Source organism: Qipengyuania sp. NPDC077410 (assembly GCF_044543405.1).
Lineage (GTDB): Bacteria > Pseudomonadota > Alphaproteobacteria > Sphingomonadales > Sphingomonadaceae > Qipengyuania > Qipengyuania pacifica.
In genome coordinates, this window is record NZ_JBITWB010000001.1 from 374,642 (window position 1) to 392,421 (window position 17,780).

Genomic DNA, 17,780 nt, shown 5'->3' on the forward strand with positions numbered 1-17,780 from the left:
CCAAGGCGCAGGATTGTCCGATCGTCCGCAGCCTTATCCGCCCGCTGCGCGTGCAGGATAACCAGCATTGGTAGAGGCTGCGGCAATTGCTCCAAGATTGGTGACGCGCGGATCATAGACTACCGTTGCGGTCTTCGTATCGAAGTCGACGTTTGCGGAACGCACGCCTTTCACGCGCTCCATCGCGGTTTTGACTGTGATCGGGCATGTTGCGCAGGTCATCTTCTCGATCGAGAACACCTGCGTGCGCAGTGTCGAGGACGCCTCGGCTTGCGCGGCGGTCTCGGGCAAAAGGGTGACCGCCCCAAGGCCTCCCAATCCGAGCGTGGCTGTAGCAACTAATGCAATCGCGGTACGGTTCATGACATTTCTCCTAATAAAATAGCGGGGCCCACCACCCCATGGTCGCCGTCAAAATGATAAGCACGGTGGCGCTCCAGAGCACCGTCTTGGTGACGATCAATGATGATGGTCGCGCACAGTACGAGTCGTCTTCGCAGGCGGGCGCCTTGCGAAAATAGACGTGCCAAAATCCCAGACCTAGAAACACCGCCGCCAGGGCGAGAAAATAGGGTTGGTATGGCTCAAGACTGGTAAGGGTTCCTACCCAGGCACCGCCGCTGCCCAGCACGACCAGGACCAGCGGCACGATGCAGCAGGTCGAAGCCAGTATGGCTCCGACAATGCCACCGGTGGCGAACCACCGCTGGCGACGATCGTCCTGAGCCCGGGCAACATTTCTCAAATTGGCGTCCATTGCGTTTTCGGCCTGCCTGGTTCTATTGCTACTCAGTGACCTTGAATATAGGGTCTGTAGTAACTGCAGGTTCAAGCAGTTTTTTTTGGGGCGTGAGGTTTTTGACCGATCATCGACCGATCAAGCGAGGTGCATTAGCCAAAAGCGCAGGCTGCAATATCGAAACGATCCGTTATTACGAGAACATCGGGTTACTCAATCAGTCCGAACGGACGACGAGCGGCCACCGAGTGTATTCTCCCGAAGATCAGGCACGGCTAGGGTTCATCCTGCGCGGTCGAGAACTGGGGTTTTCAATCGACGAATTGCGCAGCTTGCTGAGTCTCGTCGATTCTCACGGCTATACCTGCGGCGAGGTGCTGGAGCTGACACGGCACCATATCGCAGGTGTGAAAAGCAAGATTGCCGATCTGATGAAGCTTGAGCAGACCCTCTCGGAAGTGGCGGCGCAATGCGATGGTTCCGATGTGCCCGAATGTCCGATAATCGATGCGCTCTGGGCACGAAACTAGCCTTGGCCTGCGAGACTCTTCGCCATTTGCTTTATCGACAACCAAGCAAGAGGCGGGCGTCAATCATGGTTACTCAAGCCTCACGTCAGTGCACGAATCATGGGACAATTTAAACTCCGAGGCCGTGCACGAAGAAGTCGACGATCCATCCGAATAAGGCAATTGCATCCTTGACGAACCATTAGGCTTTCCTAAATTAGGAATTCCTAAAAGAGGCAGCGATGAGCACCACCGATTCTCCCACCGATTTCACGCGCCAGGCCAGCGAGGCCAGCCGCCTGCTGAAAATGATGGGCAATGAATCGCGCCTGCTCGTTCTATGCTTTCTGGCCGAAGCCGGCGAGCTTTCCGTGGGCGATCTGGCGGGGCGCGTCGGGCTGAGCCAGTCCGCATTGTCGCAGCACCTTGCGAAACTCCGCGAAGACAAGTTGGTCGCGACGCGCAAGGAAGCCCAGTCGGTATTCTACAGGGTCCGCGATCCCAATGCGCAGCGGGTTCTCGAATTGTTGCACGAGATCTTTTGCCCCGAGCTTGGTCAATCCCCTCAGCCGAGCGATGATAGCGGAGACAACACATGAGTGAAGACACGAATATCGAAAAGGCTTGCAAGCAGGTGAACGGCGTCCTTGCGGGCGATCCGCGGGCGCCTCACGTCAAGGCATTCTTTCACGAGCCGACCTTTACCGCGACCTATGTGGTCAGCGACGATCAGACCAAGCGCGCGGCCATCATCGACAGCGTCTGGGATTTCGATCAGCCTTCGGGTCGTACCAGTTTTGAAGCCGCTGACGAACTCATCGGCTATGTACGCGAGGCAGGTCTTAACGTCGATTGGATCCTCGAAACCCACGCGCATGCCGATCATCTATCCGCTGCGCCGTATCTACAGGAACAGCTCGGCGGCGAACTCGTCATCGGTCGCGAGATCGTGACCGTGCAGGGCGTGTTCGGGAAGGTATTCAACGAAGGTACCGAATTCGAGCGCGACGGCTCGCAGTTCGACCGCCTGCTGGAAGATGGTGACGAGTTGATGATCGGCGATATTCCGCTGATCGCTCTGCACGTTCCCGGTCACACCCCCGCTGACATGGCGTATATTATCGGCGATGCGGCCTTTATCGGCGATACGATGTTCATGCCGGATTATGGGTCTGCCCGGGCTGACTTCCCCGGCGGCGATGCTCGCAAGCTGTACCACTCGGTCAGGCGACTGATGCGCCTGCCGGACAAGACGCGGGTGTTCCTGTGCCATGATTACAAGGCGCCCAATCGCACCGAGTTCGTGTGGGAGACCACCATGCTCGCACAGCGCACAGCCAATGTGCATCTTCACGAAGACGTGGATGAGGATCAGTTCGTCGAAATGCGCACGCAGCGCGATGCGACGCTGGAAATGCCGCGCCTGATTCTGCCCGCCATTCAGGTGAACATGCGCGGCGGCCACCTGCCGCCGCCCGAAAGCGACGGCACATCCTACCTCAAGGTGCCCGTGAACAAGCTGTGATGGTGCTTGGATTTCCCGATGCCGCCCCGCTCGCAGGATTGCTCGGCGGTGTGCTCATCGGCCTGGCCGCCGCGCTGATGCTGCTGGGTGCAGGGCGGATTGCCGGCGTGTCCGGTATCGCCGCACGCGCCTTCGGTGTCAGCGGGGACGGAATGCCGCAGACCGGCGCGTGGGCGTTCGTTCTGGGCCTGCCGTTCGGCGCCTTGCTGGTTGCGTGGATCAGCGGCAGTATCGAGGCAAGCTTTGCCGGATACCTCCCACTCGTTGCGGCGGGTCTTTTGGTCGGAATCGGAACGCGCATCGGCAGCGGCTGCACCAGCGGCCACGGCGTATGCGGCGTCAGCCGGTTGTCGCAGCGCTCACTCGTCGCCACGGCGACGTTCATGGCGGCCGGTATCGCGACCGTCGCCATCATGAACGCCCTAGGGCTGGAGGTGCTGTCATGACGCGCTCCTGGCTGGTGGCTCTGCTTTCGGGCAGCCTGTTCGGTGCCGGGCTGGCGCTGGGCGGAATGGTCGACCCGGCGCGTGTGCGCGGCTTTCTCGACATATTTGGGGACTGGGATCCTACGCTGGCCTTCGTGATGGGCGGAGCGGTGATAGTGATGGCGATTGCCTGGCGGATTCAGGCACGCATGGCGCAGCCCTTGCTCGCTGCGAAATTTGCCCTGCCCGACCGGAGCGATCTCACCCCTCGCCTGATCGGCGGCGCGGCGCTGTTCGGCACCGGTTGGGGGATAGCAGGCCTTTGTCCCGGTCCAGGCTTCGCCGCGCTTGTGATCGTGCCGGCAAAGGCGGCGGCTTTCGTCGCGGCGATGCTGGCCGGGATGATGATCGTTCGCCTGATTGAGCGGCAGTCATAAAGTGTTGCCGGAGTAGTCGAAGCCATGGCTGAACCCCCCTTGCTGGCACGCTACTTTCCCATTCTCCAATGGGGCCGAACCTATAATGGCGCGGTTCTGACGAACGATCTGGTGGCGGCGGTGATCGTCACGATCATGCTCATCCCGCAAAGTCTCGCTTACGCCTTGCTGGCCGGACTGCCGCCGGTCGTTGGACTCTACGCCTCGATCCTGCCATTGGTGGCCTACGCGCTGTTTGGAACGAGCCGTACACTAGCGGTGGGTCCGGTCGCAGTGTTGTCGCTGATGACGGCTTCGGCGGCAGGGGCTGTTGCTGCCCAGGGCACGGCCGAATATCTTGAAGCGGCGATCACGCTGGCTGCTTTGTCGGGCATCATGCTGGCAGTGCTGGGCTTTCTTCGGCTTGGCTTCCTCGCCAACCTGCTCTCGCATCCGGTGATCAGCGGCTTCATCACGGCCAGCGGCGTCCTGATCGCCACCAGCCAGATCAAGCACATTCTCGGAATTTCGGGCGGCGGCGACACTTGGCCGGAAATGCTCGGATCGCTCGCGTCCAATATTGGCCTCACCAATCCCTGGGCGCTGACCATCGGTATCCCGGCCACGCTGTTCCTGTTCTGGGTCAGGGGTGGGCTCCAACCGGCGTTGATCCGCATCGGCCTGAGGCCGCGCGCTGCCGATATCGCCGCAAAAGCTGGCCCGGTAATCGCGGTGGCGCTCGCTATTCTGGCGGCTTTTGTCCTCGATCTTGGCGAGAAAGGCGTCGACCTGGTCGGGGCCATTCCGCAGGGTTTGCCCCCTTTTGCGACCCCGTCGACCGATATGGACCTGATCGCGCGGCTATGGGTGCCTGCGCTTCTGATCTCAATTATCGGTTTCGTGGAAAGCGTCTCGGTTGCGCAGACATTGGCCGCCAAGAGACGTCAGCGTATCTCGCCAGACCAGGAACTCATCGGGCTGGGCGCATCGAATATTGCGAGCGCTTTTTCGGGCGCCTATCCGGTGACGGGCGGATTCGCCCGGTCTGCGGTCAATTTCGATGCAGGCGCGCAAACGCCGGCCGCAGGCGCCTATACGGCCATCGGGATTGCCCTGGCGTCGGTCTTTCTCACACCGCTCCTCTTCAGCCTCCCGATCGCGACGCTCGCTGCAACGATCATCGTCGCGGTGCTCAGCCTGGTCGATCTAAAGACACCCGGTCAGCTGTGGCGCTATTCGAAAGCGGATTTCGCGGCGCATCTGTCTACCATCGTCATCACTCTGCTGGCTGGCGTAGAACTGGGCGTCATTGCCGGCGTCGCGGTTGGTCTGCTGCTGTATCTCTGGCGCGCATCGCGGCCGCATGCGGCAATCGTCGGGCGTGTCCCGGAGACGGAACATTTCCGCAATGTCGAGCGGCATAAGGTCTTCACCGTTCCGCATGTCCTGTCGATCCGCATCGACGAAAGCCTGACCTATCTCAACGCTCGCTGGCTAGAGGAATATGTGCTCGAACGCGTCGCGGACCAGCCAGAAGTACGCCACGTCGTCCTGATGTGCAGTGCAGTGAACGAAGTGGATGCATCGGGGTTAGAAAGCCTCGAGGCGATCAATCACCGGCTCGCAGATGCCGGGATCGACCTCCATTTGTCGGAAGTTAAGGGGCCAGTGATGGATCGTCTCAAGCGAACCGATTTTCTTCAGGAGCTCGGCGGGCGTGTGTTCCTGTCGCAGAACCGCGCCTTTCACGAATTGTCACGAAACAACGGGGGCCCGCCTCCGCCCGACGATATCGCCCGAGGCTTGATTTGAATAAATATCGAAAGAGGAAATCGAGATTGTCATATCTGATGCCATCAATCGGCATAGGCGTTTCGGCCGCGCCCGCTTTTCTCATCGTGCGCAGAGGCGGCACTTTTCCCATGAACCCGCATCCCTTTACAGGTGCCAACCGGTTTATTCAGAATCCTGCTTTCGGCCCAGCCCATATACCCTCGTAAACCGACCAGAAGGAAACCAACATGCTTCTCGAAAAAATCAAGACGCCCGGCCTGTCTCACCTCTCCTATCTCGTCGGGTCCGGCGGGCAGGCGGCGGTGATCGATCCCCGCCGCGATTGCGACATCTATGCCGAGAAGGCTCGCGCAGAAGGGTTAGCCATCACGCATATTTTCGAGACGCATCGCAATGAGGACCTTGTTTCCGGCGCGCCGGTCCTGGCCAAAATGACCGGGGCAAAGGTGCTGCACGGACCGAACGCCGATGGCGAAGTCGCTTATGCGCAAACGGCGTACGAAGGCGACAACTACCGGATCGGCCAGCTAGAAATCCGTGTATTGGAGACGCCAGGCCATACGTTCGATCATGTCGTCTACGCATTGTTTGACAGCGAATATCCCGAAAAAGCCGTTGGGGTGTTTACGGGCGATGCCTTGTTCGTCGGAGATGTGGGACGCACCGACTTCTATCCCGATCGCAAACGCGAGGTCGCAGGCCTGCTCTATGATTCGCTGCGCAAGATCTGCGACCTGGGCGATCAGGCGATCATTTATCCGGCCCACGGTGCCGGTTCGGTCTGCGGGTCGGGCATGGCCGAGCGCGAGTTCTCGACCGTCGGACACGAGCGGTGCAATAACCCGGGTCTGCAAATTCAGGACCGAGAAGCCTTCATCGACTACAAGGTTGGGGAGAACCACTACCAGCCTCCCTATTTCAGACTGATGGAACGGCTGAACCTAGAGGGCGGCGATCCCGCTCCGCAGGTCATGCAGCCGAAACCAATATCGCTACGGGAGCTGGGCGAGTGCGGCGCGGATCACCTCATCGATATCCGCGAGCCGCTCGCCTATGCGTCGGGCCATCTGCCCGGCAGTATCAATCTGCCGGTTGGGATGATCCCCGCTTTTGCCGGGTGGTTTATCGGCGAAGGGGAGAGTGTCGCCCTGGTCGCGTCGTCGCAGGATCAGCTGAATGCTGCCATGGAACATCTGGTTCGCATCGCACTGGACAACGTCCTCGGTGGTTACGTCGGCGTGGTGCCCGCGGCCGCTTCGGGCAAGACGATGCAATCCATTCCAATGGTGGATACCGAGACAGTCAAGCAGAGACTGACTGACGAACACGACAAATGGACGCTGCTCGATGTGCGTGATGCCGATGAACGGGCGGCAGCCGCGATCGACGGCTCAAAGCATATCTATGTCGGCGAACTGTCCAAGCGCTGGCAGGATCTGGACCCGGCCCGAAGCTACACCCTCATGTGCGCAAGCGGAATGCGGGCGACAGTGGCGGCGGGTTGGCTCGATGCGCACGGCTTTGACGATGTGGATGTGTACCTGGGTTCGATGGGCGCGTGGAAAGCGGCGCAGGATTGATCGTCGGAACCTGTCCGAGAGCCGACCGAGCAATTGCGAAACCAACTCCTCGCATCTGCGATGATAGCGCCGCAAGGCGCGCATGCGGTCGTCAGGCGATTCTTGTAGATTTGTTTCGTTCTCTGCGAGGATTTTTACTGCTTCGGGCAGAACGTAACAAACGCTAGGTTTACCCTCGTGACAGGACGGAACCAAATGAGGTAGAGTCTTCTTAATGCACGGAAGCTCCCATTCCTGGACGCCATATTGCGGCGTTGCACCTGTTCCCGCTGACTGGCTAGGAGCTTGGAATGGTGATCCTATTCTGATTCTCATGATCACTCTCTGCCTCGGATTGGGTCTCAGGTATGCTCCGCAAACAAAAAAGTATCACTTCGCCGCATCCGGTGTCGCTTTAATCCTGTTCGTTACACCGCTTTGTGCCCTGGGATCCGCGCTTTTTTCGATACGCACAATCCATCATGTCGCGTTGGCGCTGATTCTGGCCCCGCTATTGGCGAGATCTCTTGATCTCAGAAGATTTGTCGGCCCAAGGGCGCTGGGTGCCTTGACCGGTATCCAGGCGATCATCTTCTGGTTTTGGCACGCACCGCCGGTGTATTCCGCCGCGCTATCCAGCGACATCGTTTTCTGGGTAATGCAGTTGAGTCTGACGGGGGCCGCGGCGTTTTGGTGGGCTTCGATGCGCCAGGCGCAGGTTCCCGCAGCCGTTGCGGCGACCCTGGCTACCATGGTGCAAATGGGTGCGCTCGGCGCTCTCCTGACGTTCGCCGGGCGGGCCTTCTACGCTCCACATTTTGCGACGACGCAGGCATGGGGCTGGACACCGCTGGAAGATCAGCAAATCGCGGGCCTCATCATGTGGGCGCCTGCATCGGCGGCCTATCTGCTGATCGCGCTCGCCATTCTCTATCGATCGATGCAACCAGCCTACGCGCGATGAAGCCTTGGGTCCAGCAATGGCGGGAGTGGTCGGTCAGCTATCGCGAGCGGGGAAAATACACACCGGTCGGCGTGGCCTTTCATTGGATCATGGCCGCCGTGGTGATGTGGCAACTGGTCACCGGTTGGAGGATGCAGCGCTATCTCGTTGGACCGGACAAGCTGGAAGCCTACGCAGTGCATTCCGAAGTCGGGCTGACGCTGCTGGTGCTCGGGGCATTGCGCCTGCTCTGGCGGCTGATCGTTCCCGGGCCGATCAACGATGCAGACAAGCAGGGCTGGCGAACGACCGTCGCGCATGCGACCCACGCGATCTTTTATGCACTCTTTACGCTTTTGCCGCTGTCCGGATGGGCGATGTGGTCGGCGATCCAGCCGGCTCGCGAGCTTCGCCTGGCGGGTATCGTTCCGGTTCCGGCCATGCCGTTCCAGGACATGTCGCCCGAATGGCAGTTCTGGATCCTCGATGTGGCAGAGGATATCCATGTCTTCTGCGTCGTGCTTTTGGCCGCACTGATCCCGGCCCATGCCTTTGCGGCCATCAAGCATCATTATTGGGATCGGGACGACGTGTTCGAGGGCATGTTTCCGGAGGTTCCGGATACCCACGGGCACCCGGGAGGGCCGAACTATAGCCAGCCAGGCGAGCCATCTCGGCCTCCGTCAGAAGCTGGCTGATCCGCGTCATGGTGTTGTCGCCGCCATAGCGTTCGCCATTCGCCCAGGCTTTCAACTGCGCTTGCAGGTAAGGCGCGGGTTGCGCAGCAAGCGGCGGATTGCCCAAACCGACCCCCGCGCCGTCCGGACCGTGACAGCTGGCGCAAGCCGCAAGCCCGCGTTCGCGATCGCCGCGCAGATAAAGCTCCGCCGCCGCGCAATCGCCCGCGTCCGGCGCGCTCGCGGAACCTTCGGGCACCGGCAAACCGGCGTAGTAATTTGCAACCTTCTCGCGGGCGGGCCGGTCGAGGTGGTCGGCGATCCAGACCATCTGCGGATGCCGGCGCTGGCCCTCGGCAAAATTTGCGAGCTGGCGAAGCTGGTATCCGGGGTCGAGGCCCGCGAGGCGGGGGACCAGATTACCGTCCCCTTCCCCTTCGAGGCCGTGACAGGTGACGCAGGCCCCACGCGCACCCGCATCCCCTCCGCTCAATGCGATAACCTCGCCGGAGATCTCGTACCTGTCGATAGTCGGTTCGGCCTCATTGCACGCTGCGATCAACGCCAGCATGGCAATGCTCATGGATATCGCGGATGATTTGTGCATCCTTTCGGGAACCTCCGGCGCGACGGGCTGGTTCCCGTTTTGACCTGGGGGAGCATCTTGCGCGCGTATCTGTCCATCAGTTTGTTCGTTGCTCTATGTGCGGGCCTGGCGGCCTGCAAGCAGCCTCCCGGGTCGCGGTACGGGCCCGATAGGGAGACGGCGGAGCGCGGGCTGGAGGCTATCGAGCGCGTGGGCTGCGCCGCCTGTCACGAGATTCCCGGGATCGATTGGCCGGAAGGTCGCACCGGTCCCTCGCTGGTCGGCTTCGACGACATCGGCCTAATCGCCGGTGCGCTGCCGAACACGCCCGAAAACCTCGCCGCCTTCGTCCGCAACGCGCCTGCGGCCAAGCCCGGCTCCGCCATGCCTGCCATGCCGCTGAGCGAAGAAGAGGCTCGCGATGTCGCGGAGTATCTCTATGGTCTCGACGATGACTAGTGGGTCTTCCGACATTTTCGATGCCTGGTGGGGCTGGCCGCCACCCGTTCTCGACCCGGCCGGTCCCTATGCGGACAGCGTAGTGGTGCTGGCCTGGGCGCTGATCGGCATGGGCGTCGCGGTGACCGCTATCGTGGTCGCCGCGGTCTATGTCGCGATCAAGGGGCCCGACCGCTGGAAAGCGAAGCTGGGTGGTGAAAAGGCGATCTGGATAGGCGGCATCGCCTTTCCCGGCGTGGTCCTCACCGGCCTGCTGGTCTGGGGGCTCACGCTGACCGCTTCGCTGACAGAGCCCGTACCCGAGGACGCGATGCGCATCCGCGTGACGGGGTATATGTGGTGGTTTGACGTCGAATATCTCGACGAGCAAGGCAATGTGATCATGCGCGATGCCAACGAGCTGCACCTGCCGGTCGGTGAGCCCGTGGTGGTCGAACTTGCCAGCGAGGATGTGATCCATAGCTTTTGGGTGCCCAATCTGTCCGGGAAGGAGGATATGATTCCCGGCCGCTTGAACGAACTCGTGATCCAGGCCGATGGCGCGGGCCGGTATGGGGGCGTGTGCGCCGAATATTGCGGTGGCCAGCATGCGTTGATGGGTTTCGTCACCGTGGCGCATGACCGTGCGGATTGGAACGACTGGATCGCGGGGCGGAGCCGCTCACGGCCTCGTGTCGCTGACCAGGACGTACCGGGAGAGGTGCCGGCCATCACCTCTGCTGTCGCGCATTCTGCGACCAATGCCCTGAGTGGACGCCAGCTGTTCATGGATAGCGGATGCGCTGCATGCCACCGTGTAGCCGGGACCGAAGCGAACGGTCTGATCGGTCCCGACCTCACGCATGTCGGCAGCCGCCTGACGCTTGGTGCTGGCATCCTGCCCAACAATCGCGGCACGATGATCGGGTGGATCGGCGACAGCCAGTCGATCAAACCGGGCAATCGCATGCCGAGCTACGACATGCTCTCGGCCGAGGAACTGGAAGCCATCGCAATCTGGCTCGAGCAACAGCGATGAGCACAGGTCCGCTGGACAGGACGCAGGGCGCCATGGAAGGGCGCACGTCCGAAACTGGCTTCGATCACGAACTCTACCGGCTCTTTCCCACGCACCGGCCCCGCCCCGAAGGCGAGGTGGAGGAACTGGAGAAGATATGGGACAACCCCAAGGGTTGGGGACTGCTGACGGTCGTCAACAACAATTACATCGGCTTCTTCTACGTCGCGGCCGCTTTCCTGTTCTTCCTGCTGGCGGGTATTCTCGCGCTCGGCATGCGGGTGCAGCTCGCCGCGCCGATGCAGGAATTCCTGCCGCCGGATACTTACAACCAGTTCTTCACGATGCACGGCACGGTGATGATGTTCCTGTTCGCAGTGCCGATGGTGGAAGCAATCGGCATCATGCTGTTGCCGCAGATGCTGGCCGCGCGCGACCTGCCCTTCCCGCGCCTCTCCGCTTTCGCCTTCTGGGCCTATTTCGTGGGCGGACTGTGTTTCTTCGCAAGCATTTTCGTCGGTCTCGCGCCCGATGGCGGTTGGTTCATGTACCCGCCGCTTACCTCCATCGCCTACAGTCCCGAAATCAATACGGATTTCTATTTGCTCGGGATCGGCTTCATCGAGATCAGCGCCATCGCCGGGGCGATCGAGATCATCGTTGGTGTATTGCGCACCCGCGCGCCAGGGATGACGCTCGACCGCATGCCGATGTTCGCTTGGGCCATGCTGGTCTTCGCGGTAATGATTGTGATCGCCTTTCCCAGCATTATCCTGGGCACGCTGCTGCTGGAACTGGAGCGCGCCTTCAACTGGCCGTTCTTCGATCCGACCCGAGGCGGCGACCCTTTGTTGTGGCAGCACCTGTTCTGGTTCTTCGGCCATCCCGAAGTTTACATCATCTTCCTTCCCGCCGCAGGCCTGATGAGCATGATGGTCGCGACCATCGCGCGCACCGAACTGGTCGGCTACCGCCTCAACGTCCTGGCGCTGGTGGCGACCGGCTTCATCAGCTTCGGCGTCTGGGCGCACCACATGTTCGCCACCGGCATGCCGCGCGTCTCCACCGGCTATTTCAGCGCCGCGAGCATGGCGGTGAGCCTCCCGGCAGGAATCCAGGTGTTCTGCTGGATCGCCACACTGGCGGCAGGGAAAATCCGCTGGTCGACGCCCGCCCTGTTCGTGGTCGGCAGCATTATGATTTTCGTCATGGGCGGACTGAGCGGCGTGATGGTCGGCATGGTGCCCTTCGACTGGCAGGCACACGACACCTATTTCATCGTCGCGCACCTCCATTACGTGCTGCTGGGCGGGATGGTTTTCCCAATGTTCGCCGCGTTCTATTACTGGAACGGAATGACCAGCCGGAACGCCTTGTCCGAACGTTTAGGCAAATGGGTGTTCTGGCTGATGTTCACCGGCCTGCACATCACCTTCCTGCCGATGCATCTGACCGGCCTTATGGGCATGCCGCGGCGGGTATACACCTATCTTCCCGATCGCGGGCTGGACCTGCTCAACCTCGTCTCGACGATCGGTGCTTTCGTGATCGCGGCGGGCGTGCTGCTGTTCCTGATCGACCTGGCGCGCAGGTTCCGGTTCACGACCGATCAGGACGCGGGCAACACCTATGGCGGCGGGACGCTCGAATGGCTCCCCACTGGGATGTATTCGACCCGTTCGATCCCATTGGTGAAGAGCCGCGAGCCACTTTGGGACGATCCGCATATCTGCGACGATGTGAAGGAAGGCCGCTATTTCCTCCCGAACAGCGCCACGGGCCTGCGCGAAACGATTATCACCTCGCCAATCAATGCAGAGCCGCAATATCTCCAGCTGATGCCCGGCCCTTCGCCCTGGCCGGTGAGTGCGGCCGTCTTCACTGCGGCTTTCTTCCTTGCGCTGACCGTGCAGGCCTATGCCTTTTCCGCCTTCGCCGGCGTCGTGGCACTCGCCTGCGTGTTGCGCTGGCTGTGGGAGACCGACCGCCCGATCCAGCAACAGACGGCCGATATCGGCGCGGGAATCGTGGTGCCCATCGGCATTACCGGACCCTCCGGCCACGGGTGGTGGGCGCTCAATACATTGATTGTGGTCATGGGCATGATCGTCTTCATGGCGATCTTCAGCTATCTCTACCTCTACGGCATCAATCCGGATGTCTGGATTGCCCCTCCCGGTCTCGCGCAGACCGCCGGGATCGTTATGTGTCTGTTACTGGCGCTGGGTTCGGCATGGCTCTCCCGCCGGATCCTCGCATCCAAGCCCAAGGCGACATTCCCCGGACAGGGTCCTTGGCTGATGGCGGCGGTCGGCGCTTGCCTGCTCGGCGGAGCGATCTGGTGGGACTGGAGGGGCTGGAGCGGCGCGGGGCTCGACCCGACCGCCAGCGGACAGGGCGCTACGGTTTTCGCGCTGCTTGCTTTCCAGGCTTGCACCGCTGTGATCGCCGCCATCATGGCGCTCTATCTTGGCTATCGCAGCGGCAGGGGCTTGCTGGTGGCACCTGCCAGCGTCACGCTCGACATTGTGGTGCGCTTCATCGGCTATGCTGCGCTACAGGGCCTCGCCGTTGCGCTCGTGGTCCGGCTGTTTCCGGGAGGTTGAGACGATGCGCGAATACCGCAACGACATCGACTGGCTGACGCCGACGCTGGCCCTGTGCGCATGGGCCGCGCACTTCTTGCTCCTCTGGGCGGCGAGTAGCGTGCTGCCAGACCAACCGGCGGCCCGCTGGATCGCGGCGATCCTCACCCTGCCCGCGTTGGGAACATTGTGGTGGCTGTGGCGGCGCGGAGCCGTCGCCTCGTGGGCGTCCATCCCTGGCCTTGGCATAGCCATTTCTGCCACCGGAATCCTGTTCAGTCTGCTCCCCGCAATCGTCGGCTAGCTATTCGGCGAAAACTCCGCCCAGGATTACCGCCATCCCCGCGTCATAAGCCATTAGCACGGCGATGGAATAGTAGCCCATGCGGAACGTCGCCTTGTCGCGCCGCAGGCCGGGTACGGCCGAAAGCAATCAATAGTAAAACTTGCGCCAGCAACTTTCGCATACAAACACGACCATGTTTCCGAACAGAGCCCCGCGTGTTAAGTCTTTGCAGTATCATGGTATACGAGAGACGCTTGACCACTCCTGCGATTGTCGTGCAGCTCTTGCTGGGCATGGCACTCTTTGGCAGTGCAACGCCGCTCAGCAAGTTAATCGGGCAGCAGTTCTCGGTCTTCACAGCGTCATGCATGCGCATGCTGATCGCTTGTCTGGTCCTTGCTCCATTCACATGGTTGCTGACGAAAAGGTTTGCTCATGCGAAGCGGTCGGACTGGTGGGTGATTGTCGCGATCTCATTATTCGGGATGGTCGGTTTCACCGCAGCCATGCTTTTTGGCATGCGTCTCACCACAGGCGTGATTGGCTCCACGATCATGAGCGCGACACCGGCAGTGACTGCCGCCGCGGCCGTAGTTTTCTTCGGTGCCGCAATGAACTGGCGCACATCAGGAGCATTGGCCCTTGCGGTCGCGGGGATAGTGATGATCAATCTGCTGCGAACCGGGGGAAGCGGAGCCACCGAAGCGCCGATTCTTGGCGCAGCGCTTGTCGCAATGGCCGTGTGCTTCGAGGCAGCCTACACCCTGCTTGCACGTAAACTGTCCGACGGGATCAGCTCGCTGGAAGCAACACTGGCCGCATCGCTCATTGCCGCTTTGCTCTTTGTCGTTCTGGCTTTTGTTTTCGATTCCCGACCGTTCGATTTTTCCGGCGTAGGTCGGGATGGTTATTTCGCGCTCGCCTTTTGGGGTGCGGCCACAGGAGGGCTCGCTCCTGTTCTATGGTATAATGGTGCCCGCAAAGCGCCAGGAGCACTCACGGCAGGTGCGATGGCAGTCATGCCCCTTAGCGCGCTTGTCCTATCTTACGTCCTACTTGGCGAATCATTTCGCTGGTCTCACCTTTTGGGCTTCGGGTTGGTTTTCGCAGGGCTTGTCCTGATGATAGTCGAGCATGCGAAATCGGCAGATTAGTGAGAATGAGATGTCCGTCCCGCCCAACCGCTGAGACAGAGTGAGCGTCTAGAACCTACGCGGCCTCCCATGTAAATTCAGGACTACCCGACCAGGTCAGACGGTACAGGGCACCCTGCGTCACCGACTGCACGACATTGGGCCATAGCGCCGCGATGCAGGTCCCGTCCGGATGGCGAACCGAGGAATAGATGATGCCGTTATGACCTTCGGCGCGGGCTTGCGCTGCCAGGGCATTACCGACGGGATAGCCCTTGCTCTTTTCCGGATCGAGCGACGGGTGGCCGGGCGTTTCGCGCAGATCGAGAAAGATGCCGGACATACTTGCAATCATCTCGCCATATTCCACCACGGCATTGAAATCGCCTGCATCCGCCAACGCCTGGGTCAGGTGATGTCCGACCTCGGCCAGGCAGGTTTCGACTGCCAGGGCCGCGTACCAAGCCCCGCGATCTGCGGGGTTAAATCGCCCCGGCTCGCGAGGTTTGGCGTAAGCGAAACTCGCATTGATGAACTTGGCATGCGGCACGCCGTGCACCAATTCTTCGGCGCTAAGGCCGCCATGGCCGCGCTCCTCGGCTATCAGGCGCGAGCTAGTCGCTCCTTCGATCTCCGCAAGCAGCGCAAGTTCATCGTCATCGTCAGCGAGCGGCGCCATCACCGCATCGCGCAGGCGCGCACTCGAAACCAGCCGGATGGTGCGCTCGAACGCTTCTCGTTTGGTAGCCAGATCGGCCGACGGCAATTCGGGATCGCTCTCAGAGCCCGCCACGAAGCGCGTCAATATACTGGCGGGTTTCAAGCATACGCGGGATACCGCCTTCGATCATCGCCTGGACTGGCGAAAGCCGGTCGAACACGGGTGCCGTATTGACGAGCCTGGGCCAGCGATCGGCCATGTCGTCGGCAAACAGCAGATGCAGCCCCTTGAACAAGCCGATCAACGCCGAAGCGCGCGTCAACTGGTCCTGGCTAAGCGCGCCCTCCCAAGTTCCGGCCTTCATCCGGTCCCAGGTACTTTCAGAGACACCGAGCAGCGCAGCGCCCTCGGCATTACTGCCACCCCAGGCGTCGACAAGCCGCAGAACGGCTTTGACCGCCGCGCCCGTCAGGCGGTCACGATCATCACTGGCCGCGAAGGTCTGAATGCCTCGCGGTGCTTCGGCTTGCTCTAATGCTATACTTGCCATATCGCATCTCCTGACGCTTATATACGCCTCACATGGTGTTTCGTCAAGGACAGATTTGTCTGCACAGCCCCGTCAGACAGAAGGCCCCCGGGAACGTGTGAAGCTCCAGTCGACACCGCCGCGTTCGTTGACCCTGCCAGTTACCGTCTGGCCCAGATGGCGCTCCAGATCCTGCCGCCAGGGGACGAGCTGGAAACCCACACCGTTGTCGATCATCGCAAACCGGCCCGAAGCGAGTGTGACGCGTTGCCGATAAACGCCTGCGACATGATCCCCGGTACTCGCGCTCTGCATGGTGCTTCCGTAACGCGCGGCGAGCGCATCGCTCGCATTGGCCAGGTCCCGTCCGCGCAGAGTACCAAGCAGATTGCGAGCATAGACGATCTTTTGCCCCTGACGCTTGGCAAGACCTTGCTCCAGGAGGACATCGGCCCGCCTGCCCAATGCCTCGCGCACCTCCGACCCGAACCCGCCTGCCACGGTCTTGAGGCGGGGCGATACGAGTTGCCGATCAAGCCAGGTCGCACCGCCTGCACCGATCTGTCTTTCGAGAGTGAAGTCGGAGCGAACAAGCAGGCTCATTTGTTGCCGTCCTTTCCGATTGGTCCATGCGCTCGTCTCCACGATGGCGCCCGGCGCGGCATCACCTGTCCGCTCGAGGTCGGGAAAACGCAGGTGATGAATGCGCCCATCGGTCCCGTCGACGATGGCATAGGCCTTGCCAGACAGCTCGTCATGCAGCCCGCGCTCGACGAGCCTGCCAATCACACGCCCGCCGTTCGCATCGTCATGCAAAGCCAGCCGCGCCGGGTGCGCATCCAAGCCTTTCCCGGTCATGGCCCGGTGCATCGTTTTGATGATGTCGCCGCGTTCTCCAAGTGCCCGAAGCGTGGGCTCGATATCGGATGCCAGCGTCCAGCTTGCTGGTCCCACCTGCTCAGCCAGTCCCATGCGTTCGAGGACCTTGGCGCGTCCAATCAAGATCGAGCGATCCTTACGTGCTGCCGAACCGGCTTCGGGCCGCAGATCGATCTCGCCAAACGCGCCGCGTTGCTTGTGCAGGCGGCGATCGAGACTGGTCCAGCGTTCAGCGTCAACCTCGCGCGCCAGAGCCTTGCGGATATCACGCTCGCTGCGCGGTCCCAGCTCGATGGTCACGCGTTCCTCGGCGCGGGCGCGCATCCCCTCGCTGATATAGGCGCGGTCGATCACGAGGTCCTCACCGCCTGTTGCGACGCCGCGCACCAGCACATGGATATGCGGATTGTCGGTGTTCCAGTGATCGACCGCGACCCATTCGAGCCTGGTGTCCAGATCGCTCGCCATGTCGTTCATCATCTCGCGAGTGAAGGCGCGCAGGTCGCCCATCTCGTTAGCATCCTCAGGAGAGACGATGAAGCGGAAGTGGTGCCGGTCGTCCTCGCAGCGCTCGGCAAAGCTGTCCCCATCGGCTTGGTCGGAAGCGGCATCGAACATCCGGCCATGCGATCCGTCCTTCGTGACACCATCGCGCTCAAGATAGGAGACATGACGTGCGAGCGGCGCCGACCGGAAACGGGCACCCCCATGCCGCACAACGCGCGCCTTGATCACCACACGGCGCTGGACGGGACTTCGGCGGAGTCCGAGTGCCGCGTGTCTGCCCCGACCGAAATGGCCCGTTCCCGTCCGACCCTTGCCTTGGTGAAGCGGTGTGTGGCCGGCCCGTCGAGATGATTGAAGAACGCGGCCGACCAGCGTACTGGCTTTGCGATATTGGCGCTCCCCGCTGTCGCCCGAGCGACCCGGCCTGACGTTGAAATCCTCGTCAACCATGCTCAAAATTGACGAGCGACGGCGCATTTAGCGCTGAATAATATGCAGAATTTGCCAGAAGCGACGGCAGGACGTTAAAAAAGACGGCGCAAACTTTCCAAGAAAACCAACCACATGCAGC

The 17,780-nt window shown here is 61.2% G+C and carries 19 protein-coding genes and 1 pseudogene; 14 read left to right on the forward strand and 6 right to left on the reverse strand.

Annotated elements, in window-relative coordinates; genetic code table 11:
- Positions 1-33: 33 nt before the first annotated feature.
- Together ACIGGE_RS01835 and ACIGGE_RS01840 are read right to left on the reverse strand one after the other, a co-directional pair.
- Positions 34-363: a heavy-metal-associated domain-containing protein gene (locus ACIGGE_RS01835; RefSeq protein WP_397489260.1), complete on the reverse strand. Its 330-nt coding sequence runs from the start codon at positions 361-363 to the stop codon at positions 34-36.
- Positions 364-373: 10 nt separating this feature from the next.
- Positions 374-757 carry a mercuric transporter MerT family protein gene (locus ACIGGE_RS01840; RefSeq protein WP_397489261.1) on the reverse strand — a complete coding sequence of 128 codons (384 nt, stop codon included), beginning with the start codon at positions 755-757 and terminating at the stop codon, positions 374-376.
- Positions 758-858: 101 nt separating this feature from the next.
- On the opposite strand from ACIGGE_RS01840, the gene ACIGGE_RS01845 reads away from it, so the two are divergent.
- The 9 genes from ACIGGE_RS01845 (at position 859) to ACIGGE_RS01885 (ending at position 8,608) form a co-directional block, all read left to right on the forward strand.
- Positions 859-1,269 carry a helix-turn-helix domain-containing protein gene (locus tag ACIGGE_RS01845; protein ID WP_397489262.1) on the forward strand — a complete coding sequence of 137 codons (411 nt, stop codon included), beginning with the start codon at positions 859-861 and terminating at the stop codon, positions 1,267-1,269.
- 221 nt (positions 1,270-1,490) lie between these two features.
- Complete coding sequence (locus tag ACIGGE_RS01850) at positions 1,491-1,847, forward strand: ArsR/SmtB family transcription factor (RefSeq protein ID WP_397489263.1); 357 nt, start codon at positions 1,491-1,493, stop codon at positions 1,845-1,847.
- A complete protein-coding gene (locus ACIGGE_RS01855) occupies positions 1,844-2,773 on the forward strand; it encodes an MBL fold metallo-hydrolase (protein WP_397489264.1) in 930 nt (309 codons plus the stop codon). The genes ACIGGE_RS01850 and ACIGGE_RS01855 overlap by 4 nt, the downstream gene beginning before the upstream one ends.
- Positions 2,773-3,219, forward strand: a complete 447-nt coding sequence (locus tag ACIGGE_RS01860) for a YeeE/YedE family protein (protein WP_397489265.1) — start codon at positions 2,773-2,775, stop codon at positions 3,217-3,219. Before ACIGGE_RS01855 ends, ACIGGE_RS01860 begins: the two co-directional genes overlap by 1 nt.
- Positions 3,216-3,635 (forward strand): DUF6691 family protein, encoded by a 420-nt coding sequence (locus tag ACIGGE_RS01865; RefSeq protein WP_397489266.1) that lies wholly within the window; start codon positions 3,216-3,218, stop codon positions 3,633-3,635. The genes ACIGGE_RS01860 and ACIGGE_RS01865 overlap by 4 nt, the downstream gene beginning before the upstream one ends.
- Before the next feature lie 24 nt (positions 3,636-3,659).
- Positions 3,660-5,426 carry a SulP family inorganic anion transporter gene (locus ACIGGE_RS01870; protein WP_397489267.1) on the forward strand — a complete coding sequence of 589 codons (1,767 nt, stop codon included), beginning with the start codon at positions 3,660-3,662 and terminating at the stop codon, positions 5,424-5,426.
- A gap of 209 nt (positions 5,427-5,635) precedes the next feature.
- A complete protein-coding gene (locus ACIGGE_RS01875) occupies positions 5,636-6,988 on the forward strand; it encodes a rhodanese-like domain-containing protein (RefSeq protein ID WP_397489268.1) in 1,353 nt (450 codons plus the stop codon).
- 313 nt (positions 6,989-7,301) lie between these two features.
- On the forward strand, positions 7,302-7,931 hold the full coding sequence (locus ACIGGE_RS01880) for a cytochrome c oxidase assembly protein (protein WP_397489269.1): 630 nt from the start codon (positions 7,302-7,304) through the stop codon (positions 7,929-7,931).
- A complete protein-coding gene (locus ACIGGE_RS01885; protein WP_397489270.1) occupies positions 7,928-8,608 on the forward strand; it encodes a cytochrome b in 681 nt (226 codons plus the stop codon). Before ACIGGE_RS01880 ends, ACIGGE_RS01885 begins: the two co-directional genes overlap by 4 nt.
- A gap of 13 nt (positions 8,609-8,621) precedes the next feature.
- Here the strand turns inward: ACIGGE_RS01885 and ACIGGE_RS01890 are convergent.
- Positions 8,622-9,194, reverse strand: a pseudogene (locus tag ACIGGE_RS01890) (c-type cytochrome); the annotation flags it as partial.
- A 57-nt stretch (positions 9,195-9,251) separates the two neighbouring features.
- Here ACIGGE_RS01890 and ACIGGE_RS01895 point away from each other — a divergent pair.
- The 5 genes from ACIGGE_RS01895 to ACIGGE_RS01915 all read left to right on the forward strand — a co-directional run bounded on the left by ACIGGE_RS01895 (position 9,252) and on the right by ACIGGE_RS01915 (position 14,654).
- Entirely contained in the window at positions 9,252-9,632 is a 381-nt protein-coding gene (locus tag ACIGGE_RS01895) for a c-type cytochrome (protein WP_397489271.1), read from the forward strand.
- The gene (gene coxB, locus ACIGGE_RS01900) at positions 9,625-10,650 is read left to right on the forward strand and encodes a cytochrome c oxidase subunit II (protein WP_397489272.1); all 1,026 of its coding nucleotides are present in this window, start codon (positions 9,625-9,627) and stop codon (positions 10,648-10,650) included. Before ACIGGE_RS01895 ends, coxB begins: the two co-directional genes overlap by 8 nt.
- The gene (locus ACIGGE_RS01905) at positions 10,647-13,235 is read left to right on the forward strand and encodes a cbb3-type cytochrome c oxidase subunit I (RefSeq protein ID WP_397489274.1); all 2,589 of its coding nucleotides are present in this window, start codon (positions 10,647-10,649) and stop codon (positions 13,233-13,235) included. The genes coxB and ACIGGE_RS01905 overlap by 4 nt, the downstream gene beginning before the upstream one ends.
- Before the next feature lie 4 nt (positions 13,236-13,239).
- Positions 13,240-13,518: a hypothetical protein gene (locus ACIGGE_RS01910; protein WP_397489275.1), complete on the forward strand. Its 279-nt coding sequence runs from the start codon at positions 13,240-13,242 to the stop codon at positions 13,516-13,518.
- A gap of 236 nt (positions 13,519-13,754) precedes the next feature.
- Positions 13,755-14,654: a DMT family transporter gene (locus tag ACIGGE_RS01915; RefSeq protein WP_397489276.1), complete on the forward strand. Its 900-nt coding sequence runs from the start codon at positions 13,755-13,757 to the stop codon at positions 14,652-14,654.
- A gap of 55 nt (positions 14,655-14,709) precedes the next feature.
- Here ACIGGE_RS01915 and ACIGGE_RS01920 read toward each other — a convergent pair whose 3' ends face one another.
- The 3 genes from ACIGGE_RS01920 to ACIGGE_RS01930 form a co-directional block, all read right to left on the reverse strand.
- Positions 14,710-15,426: an RES family NAD+ phosphorylase gene (locus tag ACIGGE_RS01920; protein WP_397489277.1), complete on the reverse strand. Its 717-nt coding sequence runs from the start codon at positions 15,424-15,426 to the stop codon at positions 14,710-14,712.
- Positions 15,413-15,844 carry an antitoxin Xre-like helix-turn-helix domain-containing protein gene (locus tag ACIGGE_RS01925; protein WP_050600394.1) on the reverse strand — a complete coding sequence of 144 codons (432 nt, stop codon included), beginning with the start codon at positions 15,842-15,844 and terminating at the stop codon, positions 15,413-15,415. The genes ACIGGE_RS01920 and ACIGGE_RS01925 overlap by 14 nt, the downstream gene beginning before the upstream one ends.
- Before the next feature lie 72 nt (positions 15,845-15,916).
- Positions 15,917-17,659 carry a relaxase/mobilization nuclease domain-containing protein gene (locus ACIGGE_RS01930; protein ID WP_397489278.1) on the reverse strand — a complete coding sequence of 581 codons (1,743 nt, stop codon included), beginning with the start codon at positions 17,657-17,659 and terminating at the stop codon, positions 15,917-15,919.
- Between the last annotated feature and the right edge of the window lie 121 nt (positions 17,660-17,780).

What these genes read in the sequence shown, in the direction of transcription:
- ACIGGE_RS01880 (WP_397489269.1), top strand. Translation starts at nt 7,302, where the DNA reads ATGATCACTCTCTGCCTCGGATTGGGTCTCAGGTATGCTCCGCAAACA.
- ACIGGE_RS01930 (WP_397489278.1), bottom strand. Translation starts at nt 17,659, where the DNA reads ATGGTTGACGAGGATTTCAACGTCAGGCCGGGTCGCTCGGGCGACAGC.
- ACIGGE_RS01910 (WP_397489275.1), top strand. Translation starts at nt 13,240, where the DNA reads ATGCGCGAATACCGCAACGACATCGACTGGCTGACGCCGACGCTGGCC.
- ACIGGE_RS01840 (WP_397489261.1), bottom strand. Translation starts at nt 757, where the DNA reads ATGGACGCCAATTTGAGAAATGTTGCCCGGGCTCAGGACGATCGTCGC.
- ACIGGE_RS01905 (WP_397489274.1), top strand. Translation starts at nt 10,647, where the DNA reads ATGAGCACAGGTCCGCTGGACAGGACGCAGGGCGCCATGGAAGGGCGC.
- ACIGGE_RS01870 (WP_397489267.1), top strand. Translation starts at nt 3,660, where the DNA reads ATGGCTGAACCCCCCTTGCTGGCACGCTACTTTCCCATTCTCCAATGG.
- ACIGGE_RS01925 (WP_050600394.1), bottom strand. Translation starts at nt 15,844, where the DNA reads ATGGCAAGTATAGCATTAGAGCAAGCCGAAGCACCGCGAGGCATTCAG.
- ACIGGE_RS01875 (WP_397489268.1), top strand. Translation starts at nt 5,636, where the DNA reads ATGCTTCTCGAAAAAATCAAGACGCCCGGCCTGTCTCACCTCTCCTAT.
- ACIGGE_RS01865 (WP_397489266.1), top strand. Translation starts at nt 3,216, where the DNA reads ATGACGCGCTCCTGGCTGGTGGCTCTGCTTTCGGGCAGCCTGTTCGGT.
- coxB (WP_397489272.1), top strand. Translation starts at nt 9,625, where the DNA reads ATGACTAGTGGGTCTTCCGACATTTTCGATGCCTGGTGGGGCTGGCCG.
- ACIGGE_RS01860 (WP_397489265.1), top strand. Translation starts at nt 2,773, where the DNA reads ATGGTGCTTGGATTTCCCGATGCCGCCCCGCTCGCAGGATTGCTCGGC.
- ACIGGE_RS01850 (WP_397489263.1), top strand. Translation starts at nt 1,491, where the DNA reads ATGAGCACCACCGATTCTCCCACCGATTTCACGCGCCAGGCCAGCGAG.
- ACIGGE_RS01855 (WP_397489264.1), top strand. Translation starts at nt 1,844, where the DNA reads ATGAGTGAAGACACGAATATCGAAAAGGCTTGCAAGCAGGTGAACGGC.
- ACIGGE_RS01885 (WP_397489270.1), top strand. Translation starts at nt 7,928, where the DNA reads ATGAAGCCTTGGGTCCAGCAATGGCGGGAGTGGTCGGTCAGCTATCGC.
- ACIGGE_RS01835 (WP_397489260.1), bottom strand. Translation starts at nt 363, where the DNA reads ATGAACCGTACCGCGATTGCATTAGTTGCTACAGCCACGCTCGGATTG.